This window comes from Corallococcus sicarius, from assembly GCF_003611735.1.
GTDB classification, from domain to species: Bacteria; Myxococcota; Myxococcia; order Myxococcales; family Myxococcaceae; genus Corallococcus; species Corallococcus sicarius.
This window is the reverse complement of the sequence record NZ_RAWG01000169.1, coordinates 1-20,474: the sequence shown is the minus strand read 5'-3', so window position 1 is coordinate 20,474 and position 20,474 is coordinate 1. Positions and strand designations below refer to the sequence as shown.

Below are 20,474 nucleotides of genomic sequence, written 5' to 3'. Positions count from 1 at the left end.
GGCCCGGGTGGGGATTCGCCCCGGCCGAGGAGTTCTACCGGCGTGAGGCGCCACACGCGGTCGTGCCAGTTGCGGGCGAAGTCGTCCGGGGCCGTGGGGGTTTCGACGGGCGCGAGCTGCACGGCGCCCGGGGGCTTGCCGCTGGCCACGAAGGCGCGGGACGTGGCGCCGGAGGTGATGACGACGCGATCAAAGCCATCCACGTCGAAGGTGTGCATCCGTCGGTCCACGAGCCGGCTGGCGGCGGCCTCCAGGTCCGGCAACAGCGAGGGCCCCAGGAGGAAGACCTGGCCGTCGGCGACACGCTGGAGGTAGGGCGGGCCCCAGCCTGAAGCGGGTGCCGCGAGGCGGAAGACCTTCTGGGCGCCGTCCAGCGTGAGCGTCAGCAGCCGCCCTGTCCTGGCGAGGCCGAGCTCCTCCAGCTTCTGGGCCTCCAGGACGCCCAGCTCTCGCTGCGCGCGCAGCGGGGCGAAGCGTGCGAACAGCTTCTGCGCCACGTCGTTGCCGCGCAGCTCGCGGGGCGGTGGCACCGGGGCAGGTGTGCCTGCGATGGCAGGCGTGCCCGCGTCGGATGCGGCTGCGGCATCGGAGGGACGGACGCGGGGACCTGCGTCGGAGGCGGCGCTCGCGATGGCTGCCGCATCAGAAGGACGACCACGGGGCCCTGCATCGGGGGCGGCGCTCGCGACTCCTGTCGCATCGGAAGTACGGCCACGGGGGCCTGCATCGGAAGCGGCGCTTGCGACCGCTCCTGCATCGCGTGTCCCACTGCCGGAAGGACCCGCGTCGGACGCTGCACGGGCAACAGCCCCTGCATCCCCGCTCAGCACACCCGCGTCCGTGGCCACGGGTCCAGCGTTCGGCTTCGCGGGCTTGTTGCCCAGCACCACCCAGATGGCTTCCCGGTCCTGCGCGTCACGGAACAGCTCCACGAAGCGCGTCTCGTCCTCGTAGCGGATGCGCTCGAGCGAGCGCACCTGCGCGTCCTCCACCGTCACCTCGCCCGGCGCACGGGACGGCTCTCGCTGCCACACGAAGAACGCGGCCACGAGGGCCACGCCCGCCAGCACTCCCTGCACGGCCACGTCGCGCGCCTTCATCGCGCACCTCCCACCACCGCGGTGCTCCGGGCCGCGCGCCGCCCGCGCCGCCGCGTCACGAAGAAGCCCACCGCCAACACCACCAGCGGCGCCAGGAAGACCGTCGCGTAGAACCACACGACGTCCTGCGAGCGCGTGTGCTGCAACGGCACGTCCTCCTCGCTCGTCGTCGCCCCCGACAGCGCCTCCTCTCCGGAGAGCCAGCGCAGCGTGTCCACCGCGAGGTAGGCATTGCCCACGTTGCCCAGGATGCCGTCCCCCAGCGCATCCGCGTCCGCCATCACCACCGCGCGCGGCGCAGGCCTGCCTTCCGCCGCCGGCCGCTCCACCGACACCACCAGCGGCCACGCCTTCGTGACCTCCCCGGACTCGGGCTCGAAGTCACCGTTGGCGTCCGCGAACGTCTCTCCGTGCGCACGCACCCCCGTGTCCAGCATCACGCCCGGAACCGGCGGAGACACCAGCTCCAGCGCCACCGCGCCCATGAACGCCACCGCCGCCTGCGACCCCAGCGCGGACAGTGACGTGACGGACGGGTGCGAAGAGAAGCTCGCCGTGCCCAGGTTGCCTCTGTCACTCTGCTGACGCGTGGTGCGGAAGTACACGCGGTCATTCGCCAGCGGGATGCGCAGCGACCGGAGCCCCAGCGGCTTGAGCAGCGACTCCAGCGCAGCGCCCTCCGGCTCCACCGCGATCCACAGCCGGCCCCCCTGCTCCCAGTACTCACGCAGCGCGGTGACCTCCTCCGCAGGAAGCTCGCGCGTGGGCCCCATCACCACCACCATCGCCGCGTCGCGAGGCACCTCCGTGCCCAGCCCTTCCGCCACCGTGAGCGTGCGCACGTCCACGTTCTGCCCGCGCAGCAGCTCCTTGAACTGCGCCACCGAAGGACGGGCCGCCTCACCCGGAACCGGCCGCATGTCCGCGCGCTCCCCATGACCGCCCGTGAGGTAGACGACGCGCTGGGGCTTCGCCACCGCCAGCAACCGCCGCTGCACCTCCGCGTCCAGCCGCTGGAGCTGCCCGCGAGCACGCTCCACATCCATGCCCAGGTTCAGCACCTCGCGGCGCTCGCCCCGCGACAGCACCACGGCGCCGTTGTTGCTGACGCCCAGGGCCTTGCCCCGCACAGGCTCCACCGCCTGATCCAACGCATCCACCGTGAGCTGCGGACTCTCCGGCGCGAGGTCGCGGAAGTACTGCCGCACCGCTTCCCCCACCTCGTTGGCGGGCGGGAAGAACAGCGTCACCTGCAGCGGCTCGTTGAGGCCGCGCACCAGCTTGCGCGTGGCATCGCCCGGCCGCGCGGTCCGGAAGTAGGACAGGTCCCAGGTGGCATCCGCCTGCGTGGCCACGTACACCGCCGCGAACGCGAACACGCCCACGAAGGCCATGCCCAGTCCGGAGAACAGCGCGCTGCGCACCCGGCCCGTCTCCGGCACCGGGGCCCGCGCCATCGCCACGAGCGCGGCCTCCACCATCGCCAGCGGCACGAGCGCGCACACGAGCAGCGCCGGGAACAGCACCGCCAGCACCACCGCCAGCTTCGGCGCAGAGCGCGACAGGGGCGCACCCAGGAGCGCCGTCCCCACGTCCCCCTGGACGAAGTACAGCACCAGCGCCACGAGCCCCACGCCGTAGAGCATGAGCACCCACCGCTCCAGCGTGCGCCGCGCGGGAGGCGCCGCGAGCAGCCGCACCACGCGCCACCCCGTCGCGCCCACGGCCACGGCGGTGCCCAGCGCGGCCAGCGCCACGCGACCGGAGCCCGCGCCCAGCACGCGCTCGGCGATGAAGACCGCGACCAGCCCCGAGACGAAGGCCACCGTCGCGACCAGCCCGGTACCGAAAGAAGCCGGCGTGCTCATCGCCACCTCCGCGCTTCCAGCACCCGTGTCGCCGCGAACAGCGCCACGTAGGTGACGACCAGGTAGTAGACGACGTCCCGCACGTGGATGAGCCCTGCCTGGAACGGGGGGAAGTGCTGGTTCCACAGCGACATCGCGCTGAAGACCTCCGACAGCGGCTGCTCGGTGATGCGCGCCAGCAACCAGCACAGGATGAGCGCCACCAGCATCACCGCGGAGAAGATGGCCGCGAGCAGCTGGTTCTTCGACAGCGACGAGCCGAACGTGCCCACCGCCAGCGACGCGCTGCCCAAGAGCAGCAGCCCCAGGTAGCCCGCCGCCACGTGCCCGAAGGACACCTTGCCGTTCACCAGCACCAAGAGCGGCATGTAGAGCGTGCACAGCAGGTACAGCGCGAGGAACGCGAGCCCCGCCAGGAACTTGCCCAGCACGATGTCCCGGTCCCTCACGGGCGACGCGTAGAGCAGCGGCAGCGTGCCCGTCTGGCGCTCCTCCGCGAGCAGCCGCATGGACACGAGGATGGCCGCCACGATGGTGAAGCCGCTGGAGTAGTAGAAGAAGCCGGACAGCACCTCCGCGGAGCGCTTGCTCGCACCGCCCAGCGCGTACGCGTTGAAGAACAGCCCGTTCACCGCGAGGATGACCGCGAGGATGACGTAGCCGCTGAGCGTGCGCAGGTAGCCGGCCAGCTCGCGACGGGCAATCAGGAGCGCCTTCACGCGCGCACCTCCTGCCCCTGCGTCAGGCGCAGGAAGAGCGCTTCCAGCTGCCCCTCGCTCGCGTCCAGCCGCAGCAACTCCAGCCCCGCGCCCACCACCGCCCGCGCGACCTGGGGCCGCAGGTCCGGCGACGCGGCCAGCTTCAAGCCCAGCACGTCCCCCTCCCCTGCCCGCACCTCCACCGCGCCGAAGCCCTGGAGCGCTTCGAGTGCGCGCGTCCGCGAGCCCCGCACCTCCAGCACGATGGACGGGCCGCCCAGGCTGCGCGACAGCTCCTCCTCGCTGCCCTGCGCCAGCAACGCGCCCTTGTGGATGATGAGCAGCCGGTCACACGTCTGCGAAATCTCCGGGAGGATGTGGCTGGACACGAGCACCGTGTGCGCGCCCTTGAGGCCGCGGATGACGTCGCGCATCTCGACGATTTGAAGCGGATCCAACCCGCTGGTGGGCTCATCCAGGATGAGCAGCGCGGGCCGGTGCACCAGGGCCTGCGCCAGCCCCACGCGCTGGCGGTAGCCGTGGCTGAGCGTGGAGATGACCTCGCCGTGCACGTCGCGCAGGCCCGTCTTCTCCTCGGCCTCGCCCACGTGCGAAGGGGTGGCCTTCGCGGGCACGTCGCGCAGCCGGGCGACGTAGGCCAGGTATTCGCCCACCGTCATCTCCTCGTAGACGGGCGGCACGTCCGGCAGGTAGCCGATGCGCTGGCGCACCTCGTGGGACTGGTTCACGACGTCGTGCCCGTCGATGACGACGCGGCCCGAGGTGGGCAGCAGCACGCACCCGAGAATCTTGAGCGTCGTCGACTTGCCGGCGCCGTTGAGGCCCAGGAAGCCGATGACCTCACCCTGGCCGATGGTGAAGGCCAGGTCCCGGATGGCCGCGTGCTCGCCGTAGTACTTCGTCAGCCCTTCGACCTGGATCATCAGGACTCCTCGAAGCGAGGGGGAAGCGGCGTTCTTCTGTCCCCCCGCACGGGGAGTGTCAAGTGTGGCGGAACTCCGCGCCCCCGGCGCTCCGGCCCAGGCAGAAGCGCAACGCGCCCTCCAGGTCCGGGTGCAGGAAGGTGTAGCCGTGGGCCTGCGCGGCGGCGGGCAGCACCCGGGCCCCGGACAGGACGGTCTCCTCGCCCATCTGCCCGAACGCCGCGCGGACGAGGCTGGGAGGCGTCGGGAAGAAGGCGGGGCGGTGGAGCACGCGGCCCAGCGTCCGGGCCATGTCCCCCTGCCGCACCGCTCCGGGCGCCACGGCATTCACCGGGCCGCGCACGGCCGGGTTCGCGATGGCGAAGCGCACGAGGCCCACGATGTCCTCCAGCGAGACCCAGCTGAACCACTTCTGGCCCGTCCCGAGCGGCCCGCCGATGCCGGACTGGTACACCGGCAGCAGCTTCGCGAGCGCCCCGCCGCGCGGATCCATCACCACGCCGATGCGCAGGTGGACCACGCGGATGCCCGCGGCCTCGGCGGGCGCGGTGGCGGCCTCCCACTCGCGGGTGACCTGGGCGAGGAAGCCCTCGCCGGACGTCGAGGACTCGGTGAGCGACTCCTCGCCGCGGTCTCCGTAGATGCCGATGGCGGAGGCGCTCACGAGCACCTGGGGCTTCTGCCTCAGACGGGCCAGCGCCTCGCACAGCACGCGGGTCGTCTCCGTGCGGCTCTTGCGGATCTCCTCCTGGTAGGCCGGCGTCCAGCGCTGCGCGGCGACGTTGGCGCCCGACAGGTGCACCACCGCGTCCACGCCCTCCAGCGCCGCGGAGTCGATGTGTCCCTGGTCGGGGGACCACGCCACGTCCCCCCTCGCGGCGTTCGCGCGGCCGCGCACCAGGCGCTTCACGCGATGGCCGCCGGTGGTGAGGAAGGGCACCAGCGCCTGGCCCACCATGCCGCTGGCGCCACTGATGGCGACGCTCAGGGGGCCCTGGCTCGCGTACGCGGCATGGCGGCGCAGGTCCTCGCGCGTGAGCGTGTGGCGGTACCCGAAGATGCGCTCCAGCCGCCGGCGCAGGTAGCCCCCGCCGAACGTGTCACCGACCGCGCCCAGGGGCAGCGTGTACGCCACCTCGTCCTCGAGGACCGAGGCCTCCGGGGGGGAGCCCGGGTGCATGCGATGGGCGTGGACCCAGGTGGCGAAGGGGCCCTCGCGCTGGGTGTCCTCGAAGCTGGAGCCCTCGACGTAGCCGGTGTGCTCGGACACGAGGCGCTGCGGGAGGGGCCCCATGCGCAGCTCCAGGGTGACGCGGGCGCCCACGTGGATGCCGTCGCCGGTGCGTTCGAGGACCTGGACGGAGTCCCAGGGGGGCGTCAGCCGTTCGAGGGCCCCCTCGCGGGCATGCCAGGAGAAGAGGTCCGCGGCGGGGACTGGCATCTGGCTGCGCGCGGCGAAGACGTGCGACTTGCCCATGGTTTCTCCTGGGGGGACATTGCGGCCCGCGCATGCTTAATCCGGACCTCCTCGCCCGTGCAGTCGAATTGCTGCGACGCGGCGGTGTCATCGCCCTGCCAACAGAGACGGTGTACGGCCTCGCGGCCAACGCCGAGGACGAGCTCGCGGTGAGGCGGGTGTTCGCCATCAAGGGCCGGCCCGCGACCCACCCGCTCATCGTCCACATCCCCGGCGCGGAGCACCTGCCCGAGTGGGCCCGCACCGTCCCGGACGAAGCGCAGGCACTCGCGCGGGCCTTCTGGCCGGGGCCCCTGACGCTGGTGCTGCCACGCACGGCGAGGGCCACGGACGCGGTGACGGGAGGCCAGGACACCGTGGCGCTGCGAGTCCCCGGGCATCCGGTGGCGCTGGAGGTGCTGCGCAGGCTGGGCGGAGGCGTGGCCGCGCCGAGCGCCAACCGCTTCGGCCGGGTGAGTCCGACGACGGCGGAGCACGTCCGTCAGGACCTGGGCGGCGACGTGGACCTGGTACTGGACGGAGGGCCGTCCACGGTGGGCGTGGAGTCGACCATCGTGGACCTGTCTTCAGGGGCTCCGGCCATCCTGAGGCCGGGAGGCCTGGCGACGGAGGAGGTGGAACGGGTGCTGGGAAGGACGGTGCCGGTGCGCGCGTCCACCACGGTGCGCGTGTCTGGTTCGCTCGCGTCCCACTACGCGCCGCGAGCGGGCGTGGTGCTGGCGGAGCCTTCCGAAGCGCTCCAGCAGGTGACGGCGCTGCGGGCCCGGGGCCTGCGCGTGGGCGTGCTCGGCCCCGCGTCGCTGTCACTGCCTTCGGACGTGCAGCGCTTCGACGTGCCGGGAGAACCGGCGGAGGCCGCGCGCGTCCTGTACGCCCGGCTGCGTGAAGCGGATGAACAGGGCCACGACGTGCTCGTGGCCTGTCTGCCCGCCGCGAGCGGATTGGGCATCGCCGTGCGGGACCGGCTGTCGCGCGCGGCGGCGCCCCGGGAGGGCTGAGTGCCCGCGAACGCTCCAAACAAACACTATCGCCACATGCAATGCCGGGGTGATTCAGCGGCCGGCCCCTTTGAATACTCCGGTCACACAGCCGCGCGCCATACCCCCCATGGGGGATAGCCGTCTGTAAGGCTCCACCGGATTCTTGTCTGACAACCCCAAGAGTCGAGCAAGCGACCTCGGAGCGTTCTCAGATGAAGCTCAACATCACCCTCTTCAACGCAGAGACCAAGTCCTTCGAGCAGTGCCTGCGCGAACCGGCTCGGAATCGCCGATTCCTGCCAACTAAATCCAAAAAAAAGCTACCGGACGCAGAACACGAAATCTACCTCGTCAAGACCGAACCCCAGCCGCCCAAGTGGCTCCCCTTCATCAAGAACTACATTGCCAAGGACGAAGATGAGCATCTCAGCAACCACACAGCTTCAGCCCTGATCCTATTGAAGGTCAAAACAGATGAAGGGCTTCGGTATTTCGGCATGTCAGCGGGCTTTGGGCATCACGTCATCAACAAGGACAACGTCGAACTCAACTTCGGCCTTATCACGACGCTCAACTCGGTCGACCCGTTGAAGCTCAGGACGGTTGACTCGAAGAAGATCGGAATCCAGACACTCCAGAAGAGAGAGGCCTCGAATCTTGAGACCAAGCTCGGCGAGTTTTGATTTGAGTTCGACAGCGAGATCCTCCACATCATTTCTGGCACGTGCATTGACGACAGCCTCGGCACCAGAATTGGAGGCTCTGACAGCCTCAGCCTGAATGCGACCCTGGACTTCGAAGAACTGCCGGCCAAATGCACAGCTCTCTTCAAAAGATTTCGAGGCACCCAATACAAGGAGTCGTTCTCCTTCATCGACCACATCAAAATAGAGAAGAACACCCGCATCAAGAATCAGCTAGACGAGCAGGTACTTGATGCACTGAACAAACGCAAGAACACGACCCAGCTCTCCGTCGCCTATCCGGATCAGATCGAGTACGAAAAATGCGTCAGCTATCTGATTTCAGGAAAAGGAGGCGCAGTCGTCCACGACCAAGTCTCGCTCGACAGCATCTACAATTACATAGGAAGCGAAACGCTGGCGCTTGACGATCTCAAGAAAATCAAAATCGTCGGGTTTGACGATCTGGCCAAAGAATCAAGATGCACTTCCTCTGAACCACTTTACGCCTACCTGACTTTTGAGACTGAGCTGAACAACAGGAAATACATCCTCAGCAACAGGCGCTGGTACGAGATAGACGGTGACTACATTGACACGCTGAACCGCGATCTGGCTCTACAAGTCAAGTTCTGCAAAGACCCAGTCCTGAAACCCTGGCTAAAAACGAAGAACAGCAAGGGGAAATGGGTTCATGACGAGGGAGATTACAACTTGGCCTGCAGCAGTGACCAAGACTTTCTCCTTCTCGACAAGAAACTCTTCTCATTCGGAGCTGGTCGAGGGCGCAGCAAGGTGGAAATCGCCGATCTATTCCACAGGCCATCTGCAAAGCTTCTTTGCGTCAAAAGGCTTTCCGCCTCGGCGACGCTCAGCCACCTCTTCTCCCAGGCAACTGTCTCTGCAGAGCTGTTCTGCGACATGACGGAATACGGCGACAAGTTCCTATCCACCATCGCCAAACATTGGAAGGAGCCTGAGCAGGACCACAGCTACATCAAGACCCTGAAATTCGTCTATGCCATTGGCACAGACCGGACAGAGCCTCTTTTGGAACTCCTCCCTATCTTCAGCAAGGTAATGCTGATGAAGCATATCCGGATGTTGCAGCGGACTCGGTTCGATGTCGAACTCACCAAGGTCACGATGAGTCCGGATCAGACGCCAGCGCCTGCGGCTCACGCACCCAAGCGCCGGAGTGCAAAGCCCGCTCAGCCTCAACCCTGACATCCCTTCCGTAGCGCGACGAAGCGTTCGGCCTTCAATCAGCCCCGAAGAGTCAAGACTGCCACCAATCTTCGTCAGAACTCGTTCACCAAGTCCTGACGGCCCTTCTGGCTGAACCGGCCGATGAGGCCCGCGCGCCGGGGCGCATACCGGGTGCTCTCGTACTGGATGGACATCACGCCCTTCTTGGGCAGCGCCCACCGCGCTAAACGGAAGTTCACGATTCTCAATCGGCGGGTAGCGGCTGGGGCCGGAGATTCGGCCTCTGCGGTAGACCAGACGACCAAGGGCGTGACCTCTGGTTTAAAGGTCCTTCACCATTTCCTGGCGCTCCAGCGCACGGGCTCTTGTGATTTCAGACTCGTACCGGGCACTTTCGTATTCGATAACGATTGAAGCGGCGTTCGGCGATTTCAGTCCCGTGAGTTTCACGTGGCTTTCAGTCGTCCTCCATCGACTCCACAGCTTGAAATCACTTCGGGCGGCACGAGCCTGAAGGAGAGCTTCTTCGTCCGGATGCTCTACGCGGACATCGACTCGAGCCTGACTGGCTCCATCCTGCGGCCAACCACTGTTGGAAAAGCCAGGTCGTCCGAGCGTAATGGCAACCTCAGTAGCAGTGCGGTACTTCCCCGCTCGTCGTTGCGCCTCATCCGCAGTGTCACGGTCACGAACCGGCGGGCCATACTTTTGAGAGAGCAGATCGCGCAGGAGTTGGTGGCTCTCACGTATCTCCGCAATCTCTAGAAAGACGACATCAACAGCGACAAACCTTCCACCCAGGAAACCAAGATTCACGGCAGCAGGCATTTTGGCAATTGTTGTCTGCAGATGAAGCGCACCGCGATTGAGCGGCTTCGCCTCCGGGAAGAGGGCCTGCACCTCTTCTAGGGCCATCCCCCAGCGAGCTTCCTGGAAGCCTTCCGTGCTGCGATAGTTCGAGCCCTGCCGCGCCCAATCTTGCATGGCCTCACGACGTGCCTGAGGTGACGGCCCCTTGCTGCGGGGCGCGCAGCCCACCACCAAAATCAGCACCCATCCACAGACGCAGACAGCAATCCTCACGAAGCCCCCAGCTGGGACACGAAACAGTCACGACGCCCATCAGCCCGCAGTAGCGAGGTGGCCGTGCAAAGTCCCTGCAGACCTCTTCACATAGAAGATCGCGGACCCCAGCGGAAGCCCGGTTCCCTGCCACCCAGGGGGTCTTGCGGTCGAGGTGTCGGAGCGCCCAGTCTCATGGGGGTGCGGGGGCCAGGGCGCCTCAATGGAGGCCCATGCTCCGGCGTGCCGCGTCAATGTACCTTCTCCCTTTTACAACCGTCGCCCGCTCCGCTATCCCGCGACCGTCCACCAGGAGTGTCCCCGTGAAGCGAAGTCTGTGCGGTCTGCTCGTTGCCCTCGCGTTCACAGCCTGCAAGCAGGAAGCCCCCGGGAAGATGGAGCCCATCCCGCGGCCTCCCGGCTCCACGGCGCCCGCCGAGGAGGCCGCGGCGCCCGTCGCCGCCGCGCCCGCCGTCCCCAAGGACGCGGTGCTCCTGCGCTGGAAGCTCGTCGCGGGTGCCCCCGTCTCCTTCCGCCTGTCGCTCGCGTTGGACCGCAACGCGCCCGCCTTCGAGTCCGCCCCGGCGCCCAAGGCGGCCAAACCCGACAAGAAGAAGAAGGGCGCCAAGGAGACCCCGGCCCCCACCGCCGCCCCCGCGACCGCCGTCGCGTCGGACTACACCTACGCGCTGGAGCTCACCACCTCCGGTGAGCGCCTCCTGCGCGTGACGCCCGCGGGCGCCCCGTCGGAGGAGGCCAACGTGAGCGACCGCGGCTTCATCATCGACGGCCTCCTGGGCCCCGCGCGCAACCTGGCCACGCTGGTGCTGGAGCTGCCGCGCGACCCGGTGCGCCCGGGTGAGACGTGGTCGCTGGGCACGGAGCTGGTCGCCCCGGACGCCCTCGGCACCCAGTTCCGCCGCGCCACCGGCGGCAGCGAGCGCCACAACCGCGTGAAGCTCGTCTCCGTCACCCCCGGCGACAACGGCGAACAGGTGGCCACGCTCGAGTACGATCTGCTGGAGCAGTTCGGCGGCATCCTCACGCCCTCGCGCACCACCGCCAACCGCGCCCCGCGCATGGCCGGCGCCGAGGGAGGCCCCGCCACGGTCGTCAAGGACGAGCTGGCGGATGCCCCCGCCCCCGCGGCCCCCGTCGAAGGCACCGAGCTGAGCGCCACCGTGAAGGTCACCGGCCGGGGCGAGTTCCTGGTGAAGGCCGGACAGTGGCGCTCCTGGGAGGGCACCCTCTCCAGCACCATGACGGGCCCGGCCCGTCCGGCCGTGAACCTGCCCGTGGGCACCTACAAGGCCCGCCTCGAGCCCGTCGCCGCGCAGCAGCAGGCAGCCCCCGCACCCCAGGCGGCGCCCACGCCTACCGCGACGCCGCCCGCTCCGTAGACAGCGGCCCGTCCGACGCGCGCACCAGCCGCACCACGGCGTCCACCCACTCCGGGTGGGCGTTGAGGGACGGCACCAGCGTCAGCGACTCGCCCCCGGCCTCCACGAACTGCTCTCGCGCGCGGATGCCCACCTCTTCCAGCGTCTCCAGGCAGTCCGCCACGAAGGCCGGGCACATCACCGCCAGCCGCTTCACGCCCTTCGCCGCCAGCTCCGGCAGCACCACGTCCGTGTAGGGCTTCACCCACGGCGTGCGCCCCAGCCGCGACTGGAAGGACACGGTGTAGCCGCCCTCCGGCAACGCCAGCCGCTGGGCCAGAAGCCGCGCCGTGGCGTAGCACTGCGCCCGGTAGCAGTGCCGGTTCGCGTCCCCCATCACGTCGCAGCAGCCCGCGGACGCCAGGCAGTGCTGCCCCGTGGGGTCGCTCTTGCGCATGTGGCGCTCCGGCAGCCCGTGGAAGCTGAACAGCACGTGGTCCGCGCGCGCCTCGGCAATCACCGGCCGGCCCACCGCCGCGAACGCGTCCAGGAAGCCCGCGTCGTCGAAGAAGGCGGGCACCGCGCGCACGTTGGGCACGTCCCACCCTTCCGCCAGCACCTCGTAGGTGCGCGCCAGCGACGACGACGCGGACGACGCGGCCTCGTGCGGATACAGCGGCAGCACCGTGAACTCCGACACGCCCTTCGCCTTGAGCTGCGCGATGACGTCCGGCAGGGACGGGTTGCCGTAGCGCATGGCGAGCGCCACCTCGTAGTCCCCCTTCAGCCGCTCCGCGACCGCCGCCTCCAGCGCGCGGCTGTACACGAGCAGCGGGGAGCCCTCCTTCGTCCACACCTTGCGGTACGCCTCCGCGCTCTTCGCGGGGCGGAACGGCAGGATGAAGAGGTTGAGCAGGAACCAGCGCCCGACTGGATTGATATCGATGACGCGCGGGTCGTTGAGGAACTCGCGCAGGTAGCGGCGCACCGGCCCCGGCTCGGGCGCGTCCGGCGTCCCCAGGTTGATGAGCAGCAGTCCCCGCTTCGTGCTCGGCAGGCTCATGCGCGCAAAGGCTCCGGCGGCAAGGAAGGTCAGTGCAGCGCGTGCGGCAGCGTGAGCGCGAACTCGGCGATGCGCGCCTCGAAGCGCGTGCCATCCGGGCGCACCATCTCGTAGGTGCCGCGCATCGTGCCGAAGGGCGTGCGCAGCATCGCCCAGCTCGTGTACTCGAAGCGCTCGCCCGGCCCCAGCTTCGGCTGGCGGCCTACCACCCCTTCGCCCTTCACCTCATCGATGTGGCCCTGGGCATCCGTGATGACCCAGTGCCGGGCGTGCAACTGCGCGGGGGCGCTGCCTTCGTTGAGGATCTCCACCTTGTACATGAAGGCGAACTGCCCGGACTCGGGCGTGCTGCGCTCCGGCCAGAAGGTCGGCTCCACGGTGACGCGGATGCCATCAGTGGTGGCGGTGGACATGGCGGGAGACTTGGCAGCGACGCCCGCCCGATGCAAGGGAAACGCAAGCCTGCTTCAGCCGCGCTCCTGCTCCCGGACGGGCGGCTCCGGCTGCTTCTCCCCTTGCGCCAGCTCCGGCGGCTTGGGGAACGCCAGCGACGCGAGGATGGCCGCCACCAGGCACCCGGCGATGATCGCCAGCGAGATGCCGATGGGGATCTTGTAATAGCCCTCAATCAGCATCTTCACGCCCACGAAGCCCAGGATGACGCCCAGCGCGATCTTCAGCAGGTGGAACTTCTCCATCAAGCTGGAGACGACGAAGAACAGCGAGCGCAGGCCCAGGATGGCGCAGACGTTGGACGTGTAGATGATGAACGGGTCCTTGCTGATGCCCAGCACCGCGGGGATGGAGTCCATCGCGAAGAGCAGGTCCGTGGCCTCCACCACCATCAGCACGATGAACAGCGGCGTCACCTTGCGCCGGTTGTCCTCGGTGATGAAGAAGCGGCTGCCGTCGCCCTGGCGCGCCACCGGCAACAGGCGCCGGGACATCTTCACGATGAAGCCCGCCTCCGGGTCCACGTCCTCGTCGTCCTTGGACGTCAGCATCTTCACGGCCGTGTACACGAGGAACGCGCCGAAGACGTAGATGAGCCAGTGGAACTTCGCCACCAACGCGGTGCCCGCGAGGATGAGCACCGCGCGCATCACGAACGCGCCCAGGATGCCCCAGAAGAGCACCCGGTGCTGGTGCTGCGGCGCCACCCGGAAGTAGGCGAACACCATCAGGAAGACGAAGAGGTTGTCGACCGACAGCGCGTACTCCACCACGTACGCCGTCAGCCACTCCAGCGCCGGCCCCTTGCCGCCGTAGTGCCAGACGCCTCCGCAGAACGCGAGGCTGATGCTCACCCACACCAGCGTCCACAGCGTCGCCTCCTTCGGCGACACCGCGTGCTCCTTGCGGTGGAACAGCCCCAGGTCCAGGCCGAGCATCGCCAGGACGAAGACGTTGAAGCCCACCCAGGGCCAGAGAGATTCCGTCATCACGTGCGCCCGTTCCCGGTCCGAAGACGCCGCGCGAAAAGGCGCACCCGGGGAAGGTGCCGCCTCGCGCGTCCAGCCCGCTGCCTACTCCGGGAAGCGCCCCGGGGCTACTCCCATTCCGTCGCCGGCCGCCGCAGCACCACCACGGAGCGCCCCGCCGCCTGCACCTTGCCGCCCGCGGGCGTGTGCGTGCGCTGCGACTCGCCCGTGGCCGCCGTGTCCACCACCAGCTCCCAGTCCGCGCCCCACTCCAGCGCGGGCAACAGGAAGGTGATGGGCTCGTGGTGCGCGTTGAGCAGCACCAGCAACGTGTCCCCGACGATGCGGTGGCCCTCGTCGTCCGGCGTGGCGATGGCGTCCCCGCCCAGCAGGAAGGCCAGGGAGCGCACATAGGGCTTCTCCCAGTCCTCCCGCTTCATCTCCTTGCCGTCCGGCCGGAACCACGCCAGGTCCTTCAGCTCGCTGTCCCAGATGTGGGCCCCGCGGAAGAAGCGGCGCTTGGACAGGACGGGCTGCTCGCGCCGCAGCTTCGTGATGCGCGCGGTGAACTCCAGCAGCTGGCGCTGCTTCTCGTTCAGCTCCCAGTTCACCCAGGACAGCTCGTTGTCCTGGCAGTAGGCGTTGTTGTTGCCCTTCTGCGTGCGGCCCATCTCGTCGCCCGCCACCAGCATGGGCACGCCCTGCGACAGGAAGAGCGACGCGAGGAAGTTGCGCTTCTGCTGTTCGCGCAGCGCGTTCACCTTGGGGTCCGTCGTCTCCCCCTCCACGCCGCAGTTCCAGGCGTGATTGTCATTGGCGCCGTCCCGGTTCTCCTCGCCGTTGGCCTCGTTGTGCTTCTGGCTGTACGTCACCAGGTCGTGCAGCGTGAAGCCGTCGTGCGCGGTGACGAAGTTCACGCTCGCGGTGGGCTTGCGTCCGGACAGCGCGAACAGGTCGGAGCTGCCCGTGAGCCTGGAGCCGATCTCCGCCGCCTGCCGGTCATCGCCCTTCCAGTAGCGCCGGATGGTGTCGCGGTACTTGCCGTTCCACTCGCTCCACAGCACCGGGAAGTTGCCCACCTGGTAGCCGTAGTCCCCCACGTCCCAGGGCTCCGCGATGAGCTTCGCCCGGCTCAGGACGGGGTCCTGGTGCATGATTTGAAAGAAGGCCGCGCGGGTGTCGTAGCCGTGCCTGTCGCGTCCCAGCGTCGTCGCCAGGTCGAAGCGGAAGCCGTCCACGTGCATCACTTCCACCCAGTAGCGCAGCGAGTCCGCCACCAGCTTCAGCGCGTACGGGTGCGTGGCGTTCCACGAGTTGCCGCACCCGGTGAAGTCCATGAAGTAGCGCGGGTCCTTCTCGCTGAGCCGGTAGTACGCGCCGGCGTCCAGCCCCTTGAAGGACAGCGTGGGGCCCAGGTGGTTGCCCTCGCAGGTGTGGTTGTAGACCACGTCGAGGATGACCTCGATGCCCGCGCGGTGCAGCAGCTTCACCATCCCCTTGAACTCCGCCACCTGCTCGCCCAGCGAGCCTGACGCGCTGAAGCGCGCATCCGGAGCGAAGAAGCCCAGCGTGTTGTAGCCCCAGTAGTTGACGCGCCCGCGCTGGGTGAGGAACGGCTCGTCCATGTACGCGTGGATGGGGAGCAGCTCCACCGACGTCACGCCCACCTTCTTCAGGTGTTCGATGGAGGCCGGGTGCGCCAGCCCCGCGTACGTGCCGCGCAGGTGTTCGGGGATGCGCGGGTGCAGCTTGGTGAAGCCCTTGACGTGCAGCTCGTAGAGGATCGTCTTGTGCCACGGCACCTGCGGCTTGCGGTCGTCCTCCCAGTCGAACCCGTCCGCCAGGATGACGCCCTTGGGCACGCCCCAGGCGTCGTCCTGGGTGTCCATGACGAGGTCCTCCTCCTTGCCCCCGTGCACGTAGCCGTGGATGGGGGCCTTGGGGTCCACCTTGCCGTGCAGCGCCTTCGCGTACGGATCCACCAGCAGCTTGTGGGGGTTGAAGCGCAGCCCCTTCTTCGGCTCGTACGGGCCGTGGACGCGCAGGCCGTACAGGCACCCGGCGTGGATGCCGGGCATGTAGCCGTGCCAGACGTGGTTCGTCGTCTCCAGGAGCGGGAAACGACGCGTCTCCTTCTTCGGGTCGGCGGGGTCGAAGAGGCAGACCTCCACCTTCTTCGCGTGCTCGCTGAAGACGGCGAAGTTCACGCCGTTCCCGTCATACGTGGCGCCCAGGGGAAACGGCCTCCCTGGAAGCACCTCGGCCCTTCTCATCCAGTGCTCCTCTCCATCTCCAGCAACACCACCGGGAACTCCGCGAAGAGCGGCCCCAGGGCCAACCCCACGCCTCCCGGCCCCTGCTGGGGACGGACCTGACTCCCGGTGAAGACGTTGCGGAACATCATGCCCGCATATGCCTCCGGAAGGTCCAGGAACGTGCCGTCGTACGCCTTTGAAAGCCCCCCGGACTCCAACGCCTCCAGGGTGTAACGCGGCGCGCAGGCAATCAGCACCGTGTCACCGTGCGTCCGGGCAAAGCCCACCGCCGCGGGGGCCCGGGGCCCGGACAGCTCCAGGGCCAGGTAGCCGCCCTTGCGGAACAGGTCCGCGTGCTTCTGGCGCAGCCGCAGGGACTCCGCCAGGACGAAGAGCTTCACCTGGCCGTCGTCCAGGTCCTTCGACAGCCGGGCGCAGAGCGCCTGGCGGTCCTTCGCCGCGTCGGCGTCCAGCGCCGTGAGCAGCTTCTCCCGCAGGGCGTAGTCCACCGGCCGGCGGTTGTCCGGATCCACCAGCGACAAATCCCACAGCTCGCAGCCCTGGTACGTGTCCACCACGCCGGGCGAGGCGAGCTTCAGCAGCAGCTGCCCCAGCGCGTTGTGCTGGCCCGCACGCTCGATGCGGCGCTTGAACGCACGCACGTCGTCCAGGAACGCCCGGCCCGTCTTCGGGTCGAAGCACGCGTCCACGTAGCGCGCCATCGCGTCGTCATAGGAGCCGTCCGGGTTGGTCCACGAGGTGCGGACCTTGGCCTCCTTGATGGCCTTGCCCATGTACTCGCGCACGCGGCGGTGGAACTCCGCCATCTCCTGGGCGGAGACCTGTTCGCCCATGGGCCACGCGCCCACCACCGTCTGGAAGAAGAGGTAGGTGTCGTTGGCCGAAGGCGCCGGCCCCGAGGGCAGGTGTGAGACGAACGGCTGCGTCAGGTCCGCCCACGCCCGCGCCCGCTCCCGCCAGGCCTCCGGCAGCTCGGTGAGGACGTTGATGCGCGCGCGCACGTCCTCGCTGCGCTTGGTGTCGTGGGTGCTGGAGGTGAGCATGCTCGCCGGCCAGTGCGCCACGCGCTCCTCGTTGCGCTGGTGGAAGATGCTGGCGCGCATGCCGAAGTGCTCCGGCTCGCCGCCCACCTCGTTGAGGCTCACCAGGCGGTTGTAGATGTAGAAGACCGTGTCCTCCAGGCCCTTGGCCATCACGGGGCCCGTCACCTGCTGCAGCTTCATCGCGAAGCGCAGCATCACGGCCTTCTCGTCGTCACCCACGTGGTCCGGGTAGCGGCCCAGGAGGATGTCGCGCAGGAAGTCGAAGATGGACGCGTTGGTGTTGGTGTTGCGCTCCTTGGCGCGCTGGATGGTCCACTCGATGTATTCCACATCGCGCGCGTCCAGCTCCGCCCGCCAGCCGTCCACGTAGGTGCGGTAGACGGGGAACAGCGCGATGAACTCGATGAGCGCGCGCCGCAGGCTGTTGAGCGTGAAGTCGCGCGTGCGCCGGTTCATCTCCGAGATGCGGTTGAGCTCGTGCGACAGCACGTTGATCTCGCTCGCCATGGACACGCGCATGATGAGCAGCTTCTTCTGGTACACCAGCTCCGCGAAGTCCTGCGTCGCGCCCGCGAAGCGCTCGTACGTCTCCGTCAGGTGCGCCTCCGCCGCCGGGTGCACGAACAGGCCGCTCACCGCGTTGGCGAAGCGGTAGCCGGTGGTGCCGTGCACCGCCCAGGCCTCCGGGATGCGCTCACGGCCGCCTTGAATCTTCTCCACCGACACGAAGAGCGCCTTGCGCAGCGGGCTGTCCGGCGTGCCCATCACCTCCGCGCGCCACAGCCCCCGCAGCAGCGCCTCCACCTGGGGCCAGCGGGTGTCCTGCCCCCCCTTCAGGTCCGCCTCGAACCGGGCCCGCGCGCGCTCCACGAAGAAGCGCTCCTGCAGGTCCAGGAAGTAGGCGGTGGGGTCGAAGAGGCCGTCCGGATGGTCGATGCGCAGCCCGGTGACACACCCCTCGCGCAGCCACTCGAAGATGCGCTGGTGGGCCTCCGTGAAGACGTCCGGGTCCTCCACGCGGATGGCCGCCAGGCCGTTGATGTCGAAGAAGCGGCGGTAGTTGATCTCCTCCCCCGCCACGCGCCAGTGCGCCAGCCGGTAGCTGCACTCCTGGAGGAGCGAGTCCAGCATGTCGAACGAGCGCACGTTGCCCGGCGTACCGTTGAACGCCCGGACGTTCTGCTCCACGTATGCCAGCAGCTCCGGGCTGTCCGCCACCGCCGCGGCGAGCCGGCGCTTGATGACCTCCTTCTCACGGTGCCGTTCAATGACCTTCGCGCGGTCCACCTCCGTGCGCGGCGGCAGGTGCTCCAGCGCGGTGAGGATGGAGAGCAGCTCCACCAGGTGCGGGTGCTCCGCGCCCAGCTGCGTCTCCAGCCGCTCCAGCCCGTGCCGCAGGATGCGCGCGTACTGGCGCGGGGCCACCGGCAGCCGGTGGTCGTAGTAGTGCAGGTGGAAGGCGCCCGCGTCGAAGGACAGCTTCAACTCCCCCCGCTCCAGCACGATGCCGTACTGGTCGCCGAGGATGGGCAGCAGCACCTTGTCCGCCAGTTCGTCCTTCACCGGCCGCCAGTCGATGTCGAAGAACTTGGCGTAGACGGACGACGGGCCGTTCTCCAGCACGTCCAGCCACAGCCGGTTGTCGCGCTCGATGCCCATGTGGTTGGGCACCACGTCCAGCACCTGCCCCATCCCGTGCTCGCGCAGCGCGGCGCAGAAGGCCGCGTGGTCCTCCGGCGTGCCCACCTCCGGGTTGAGCCGCTGGTGGTCCACGCAGTCGTAGCCGTGGGTGCTGCCCGGGGTCGCCTTCAGATAGGGGGAGGCATAGAAGTCGCTCACCCCCAGCCGGGCCAGGTACGGCACCGTCGCCTTCGCGTGCTGGAAGGTGAAGTCCTGGTGCAGCTGCATCCGGTAGGTGGACAGCGGCGTGACGCGCCGCGACTCCAGTTCGCGCCGCACCTGGGCGAACAGGCCCTCCGCCAACCCCTCCACCGTCGTGTTCATGCCATCCGCGTCCGCCTGCTTCGCGGTGCGCTCTGCTGCCTCGTGCCCGTCCTGGAACATGGGACCCACAAGTAGGCCTGAGCCGGCGCATCCGCCAGCGCGCAGATGCTTGTCCGCCCCCTTTTCAACGCTCCATGGGAGCGGAGTGGGCAAAAAGCTGAGGGCCCGTCGCGCGCGATGCGTGACGAGCCCCCGGGGTCCTTCGGAAGACCAGCGTCGGCCCCGATGGGCCCTTCGCCAATCAGCTCAGCTGCTTGTTCACCAGCGAGGTCATCTCGAACATGGTGACGTTCTTCTTGCCGCCGAAGATGGGCTTCAGCTTGTCGTCGGCGTTGATCTGCCGCTTGTTCTTCGCGTCCTGGAGGTTGTTCTTCTTGATGTAGGCCCAGAGCTTCTTCACAACCTCGGTCCGGGGGAGCGGCTTGTTACCGACGATCTCCGCGAGCGCAGCGGAAGGCGTCATCTCCTTCATGAAGGACGCGTTCGGCTTGCGAGCGCCTTCGGTCTTCTTCGCGGCGGACTTCTTGGCGGCGGGAGCGGCAGTGGTCTTCTTCGCAGCGGCTTTCTTGGCGGCCATTCGTCTTGTGTCTCCTCCCCTCCGAAGGGGACGTTGCACGGCGTGCTTGCGTCTTCAAGCTAGAGCCGATGGCGCGTAGTAGCACGGCCAAGCTCGAAAAACAGTGCCCATCGCGTGCTTTTTCCCTCGGGAAACGCCCGAAGCGATGGGTTCGGAGCCTAGAACTCGGCCCCGCAGCGCATTCTTCCCTCGGGAGTGGAAGCCTCGTGATGCGTCCGGAGCCCTAGAAACCGGCCCGGGAGGGCGTTTTCCCTCGGGGATTGTGTCAGCGAACGCGTCCGGAGGCGGATTGCCGGCCCTGCGAGCACGCGTCCCCTCGGGGATGCTGGCCCCATTTCGGCGGTGGACGGGATGTGGCTTTTCGGATGAAACAGCGCCCATGAATGCCCTCATCACCGGCGCCGGCGGCTTCCTGGGGACCTGGCTCGCGCGTGCGCTGGTCGCCCGCGGCGACCGCGTCTCATGCCTGTTGCGCCCCACCACCGACACCCGCGAGCTGGAAAAAGCACTCCAGGGACACCCCTGGACGCGGGTGATGGGGGACGTGACGGACCGGGCCTCGCTGGACGCCGCGGTGCAGGGCGTGGACGTCGTCTTCCACCTGGCGGGCATCCGCCGCGCGGCCCGGAAGGACGAGTTCCTGCGCGTCAACGCGGGCGGCACCCGCCTCTTGTGCGAGGCCCTGGCCGC

General features: G+C 68.4%; 16 protein-coding genes and 1 pseudogene. 4 read left to right on the top strand and 13 right to left on the bottom strand.

The features are described from left to right. From D7X12_RS24160 to D7X12_RS24140, 5 genes are all read right to left on the bottom strand, one after another. On the bottom strand, positions 1–1,100 hold a 1,100-nt coding region (locus tag D7X12_RS24160; RefSeq protein WP_120627633.1), incomplete at its 3' end, for a hypothetical protein. Continuing rightward, complete coding sequence (locus D7X12_RS24155; protein WP_120627635.1) at positions 1,097–2,968, bottom strand: motility-associated ABC transporter substrate-binding family protein; 1,872 nt, start codon at positions 2,966–2,968, stop codon at positions 1,097–1,099. The genes D7X12_RS24155 and D7X12_RS24160, both read right to left, overlap by 4 nt. Then, positions 2,965–3,687, bottom strand: a complete 723-nt coding sequence (locus D7X12_RS24150) for an ABC transporter permease (protein ID WP_120627632.1) — start codon at positions 3,685–3,687, stop codon at positions 2,965–2,967. The genes D7X12_RS24155 and D7X12_RS24150 overlap by 4 nt, the downstream gene beginning before the upstream one ends. Next, positions 3,684–4,610 (bottom strand): ABC transporter ATP-binding protein, encoded by a 927-nt coding sequence (locus D7X12_RS24145; protein WP_120627631.1) that lies wholly within the window; start codon positions 4,608–4,610, stop codon positions 3,684–3,686. The genes D7X12_RS24150 and D7X12_RS24145 overlap by 4 nt, the downstream gene beginning before the upstream one ends. A 58-nt stretch (positions 4,611–4,668) precedes the next feature. After that, positions 4,669–6,087 (bottom strand): TIGR01777 family oxidoreductase, encoded by a 1,419-nt coding sequence (locus D7X12_RS24140; RefSeq protein ID WP_120627630.1) that lies wholly within the window; start codon positions 6,085–6,087, stop codon positions 4,669–4,671. Positions 6,088–6,119: 32 nt separating this feature from the next. Between D7X12_RS24140 and D7X12_RS24135 the strand changes: the two genes are divergently transcribed. Then, on the top strand, positions 6,120–7,085 hold the full coding sequence (locus D7X12_RS24135) for an L-threonylcarbamoyladenylate synthase (protein ID WP_120627629.1): 966 nt from the start codon (positions 6,120–6,122) through the stop codon (positions 7,083–7,085). A 194-nt stretch (positions 7,086–7,279) separates the two neighbouring features. Next, positions 7,280–8,977, top strand: a pseudogene (locus tag D7X12_RS24125) (DUF6119 family protein). Between the two features lie 74 nt (positions 8,978–9,051). On the opposite strand, the gene D7X12_RS43000 reads toward D7X12_RS24125, so the two are convergent. Together D7X12_RS43000 and D7X12_RS42530 are read right to left on the bottom strand one after the other, a co-directional pair. Then, positions 9,052–9,198, bottom strand: a complete 147-nt coding sequence (locus tag D7X12_RS43000; RefSeq protein WP_158620109.1) for a hypothetical protein — start codon at positions 9,196–9,198, stop codon at positions 9,052–9,054. Positions 9,199–9,280: 82 nt separating this feature from the next. Beyond that, positions 9,281–10,012 (bottom strand): hypothetical protein, encoded by a 732-nt coding sequence (locus tag D7X12_RS42530; RefSeq protein ID WP_147443787.1) that lies wholly within the window; start codon positions 10,010–10,012, stop codon positions 9,281–9,283. 332 nt (positions 10,013–10,344) lie between these two features. Between D7X12_RS42530 and D7X12_RS24115 the strand changes: the two genes are divergently transcribed. After that, positions 10,345–11,421 carry a hypothetical protein gene (locus D7X12_RS24115; protein ID WP_120627625.1) on the top strand — a complete coding sequence of 359 codons (1,077 nt, stop codon included), beginning with the start codon at positions 10,345–10,347 and terminating at the stop codon, positions 11,419–11,421. Here the strand turns inward: D7X12_RS24115 and hemH are convergent. The 6 genes from hemH to D7X12_RS24085 form a co-directional block, all read right to left on the bottom strand. Continuing rightward, positions 11,396–12,463: a ferrochelatase gene (hemH, locus tag D7X12_RS24110; protein WP_120627624.1), complete on the bottom strand. Its 1,068-nt coding sequence runs from the start codon at positions 12,461–12,463 to the stop codon at positions 11,396–11,398. The genes D7X12_RS24115 and hemH overlap by 26 nt on opposite strands. 29 nt (positions 12,464–12,492) lie before the next feature. Further along, on the bottom strand, positions 12,493–12,876 hold the full coding sequence (apaG, locus tag D7X12_RS24105; RefSeq protein WP_120627623.1) for a Co2+/Mg2+ efflux facilitator ApaG/CorD: 384 nt from the start codon (positions 12,874–12,876) through the stop codon (positions 12,493–12,495). Between the two features lie 54 nt (positions 12,877–12,930). Beyond that, a complete protein-coding gene (locus D7X12_RS24100) occupies positions 12,931–13,905 on the bottom strand; it encodes a TerC family protein (RefSeq protein ID WP_120627622.1) in 975 nt (324 codons plus the stop codon). A gap of 107 nt (positions 13,906–14,012) precedes the next feature. After that, positions 14,013–16,157: a glycogen debranching protein GlgX gene (gene glgX / locus D7X12_RS24095; RefSeq protein ID WP_120627621.1), complete on the bottom strand. Its 2,145-nt coding sequence runs from the start codon at positions 16,155–16,157 to the stop codon at positions 14,013–14,015. After that, positions 16,154–19,267 carry a malto-oligosyltrehalose synthase gene (gene treY / locus D7X12_RS24090; protein ID WP_208719255.1) on the bottom strand — a complete coding sequence of 1,038 codons (3,114 nt, stop codon included), beginning with the start codon at positions 19,265–19,267 and terminating at the stop codon, positions 16,154–16,156. Before treY ends, glgX begins: the two co-directional genes overlap by 4 nt. A 181-nt stretch (positions 19,268–19,448) precedes the next feature. Next, a complete protein-coding gene (locus D7X12_RS24085) occupies positions 19,449–19,784 on the bottom strand; it encodes an SWIB/MDM2 domain-containing protein (RefSeq protein ID WP_120627620.1) in 336 nt (111 codons plus the stop codon). 379 nt (positions 19,785–20,163) lie between these two features. On the opposite strand from D7X12_RS24085, the gene D7X12_RS24080 reads away from it, so the two are divergent. Next, the coding region (locus D7X12_RS24080; protein WP_120627619.1) for an SDR family NAD(P)-dependent oxidoreductase at positions 20,164–20,474 on the top strand (311 nt) is incomplete at its 3' end.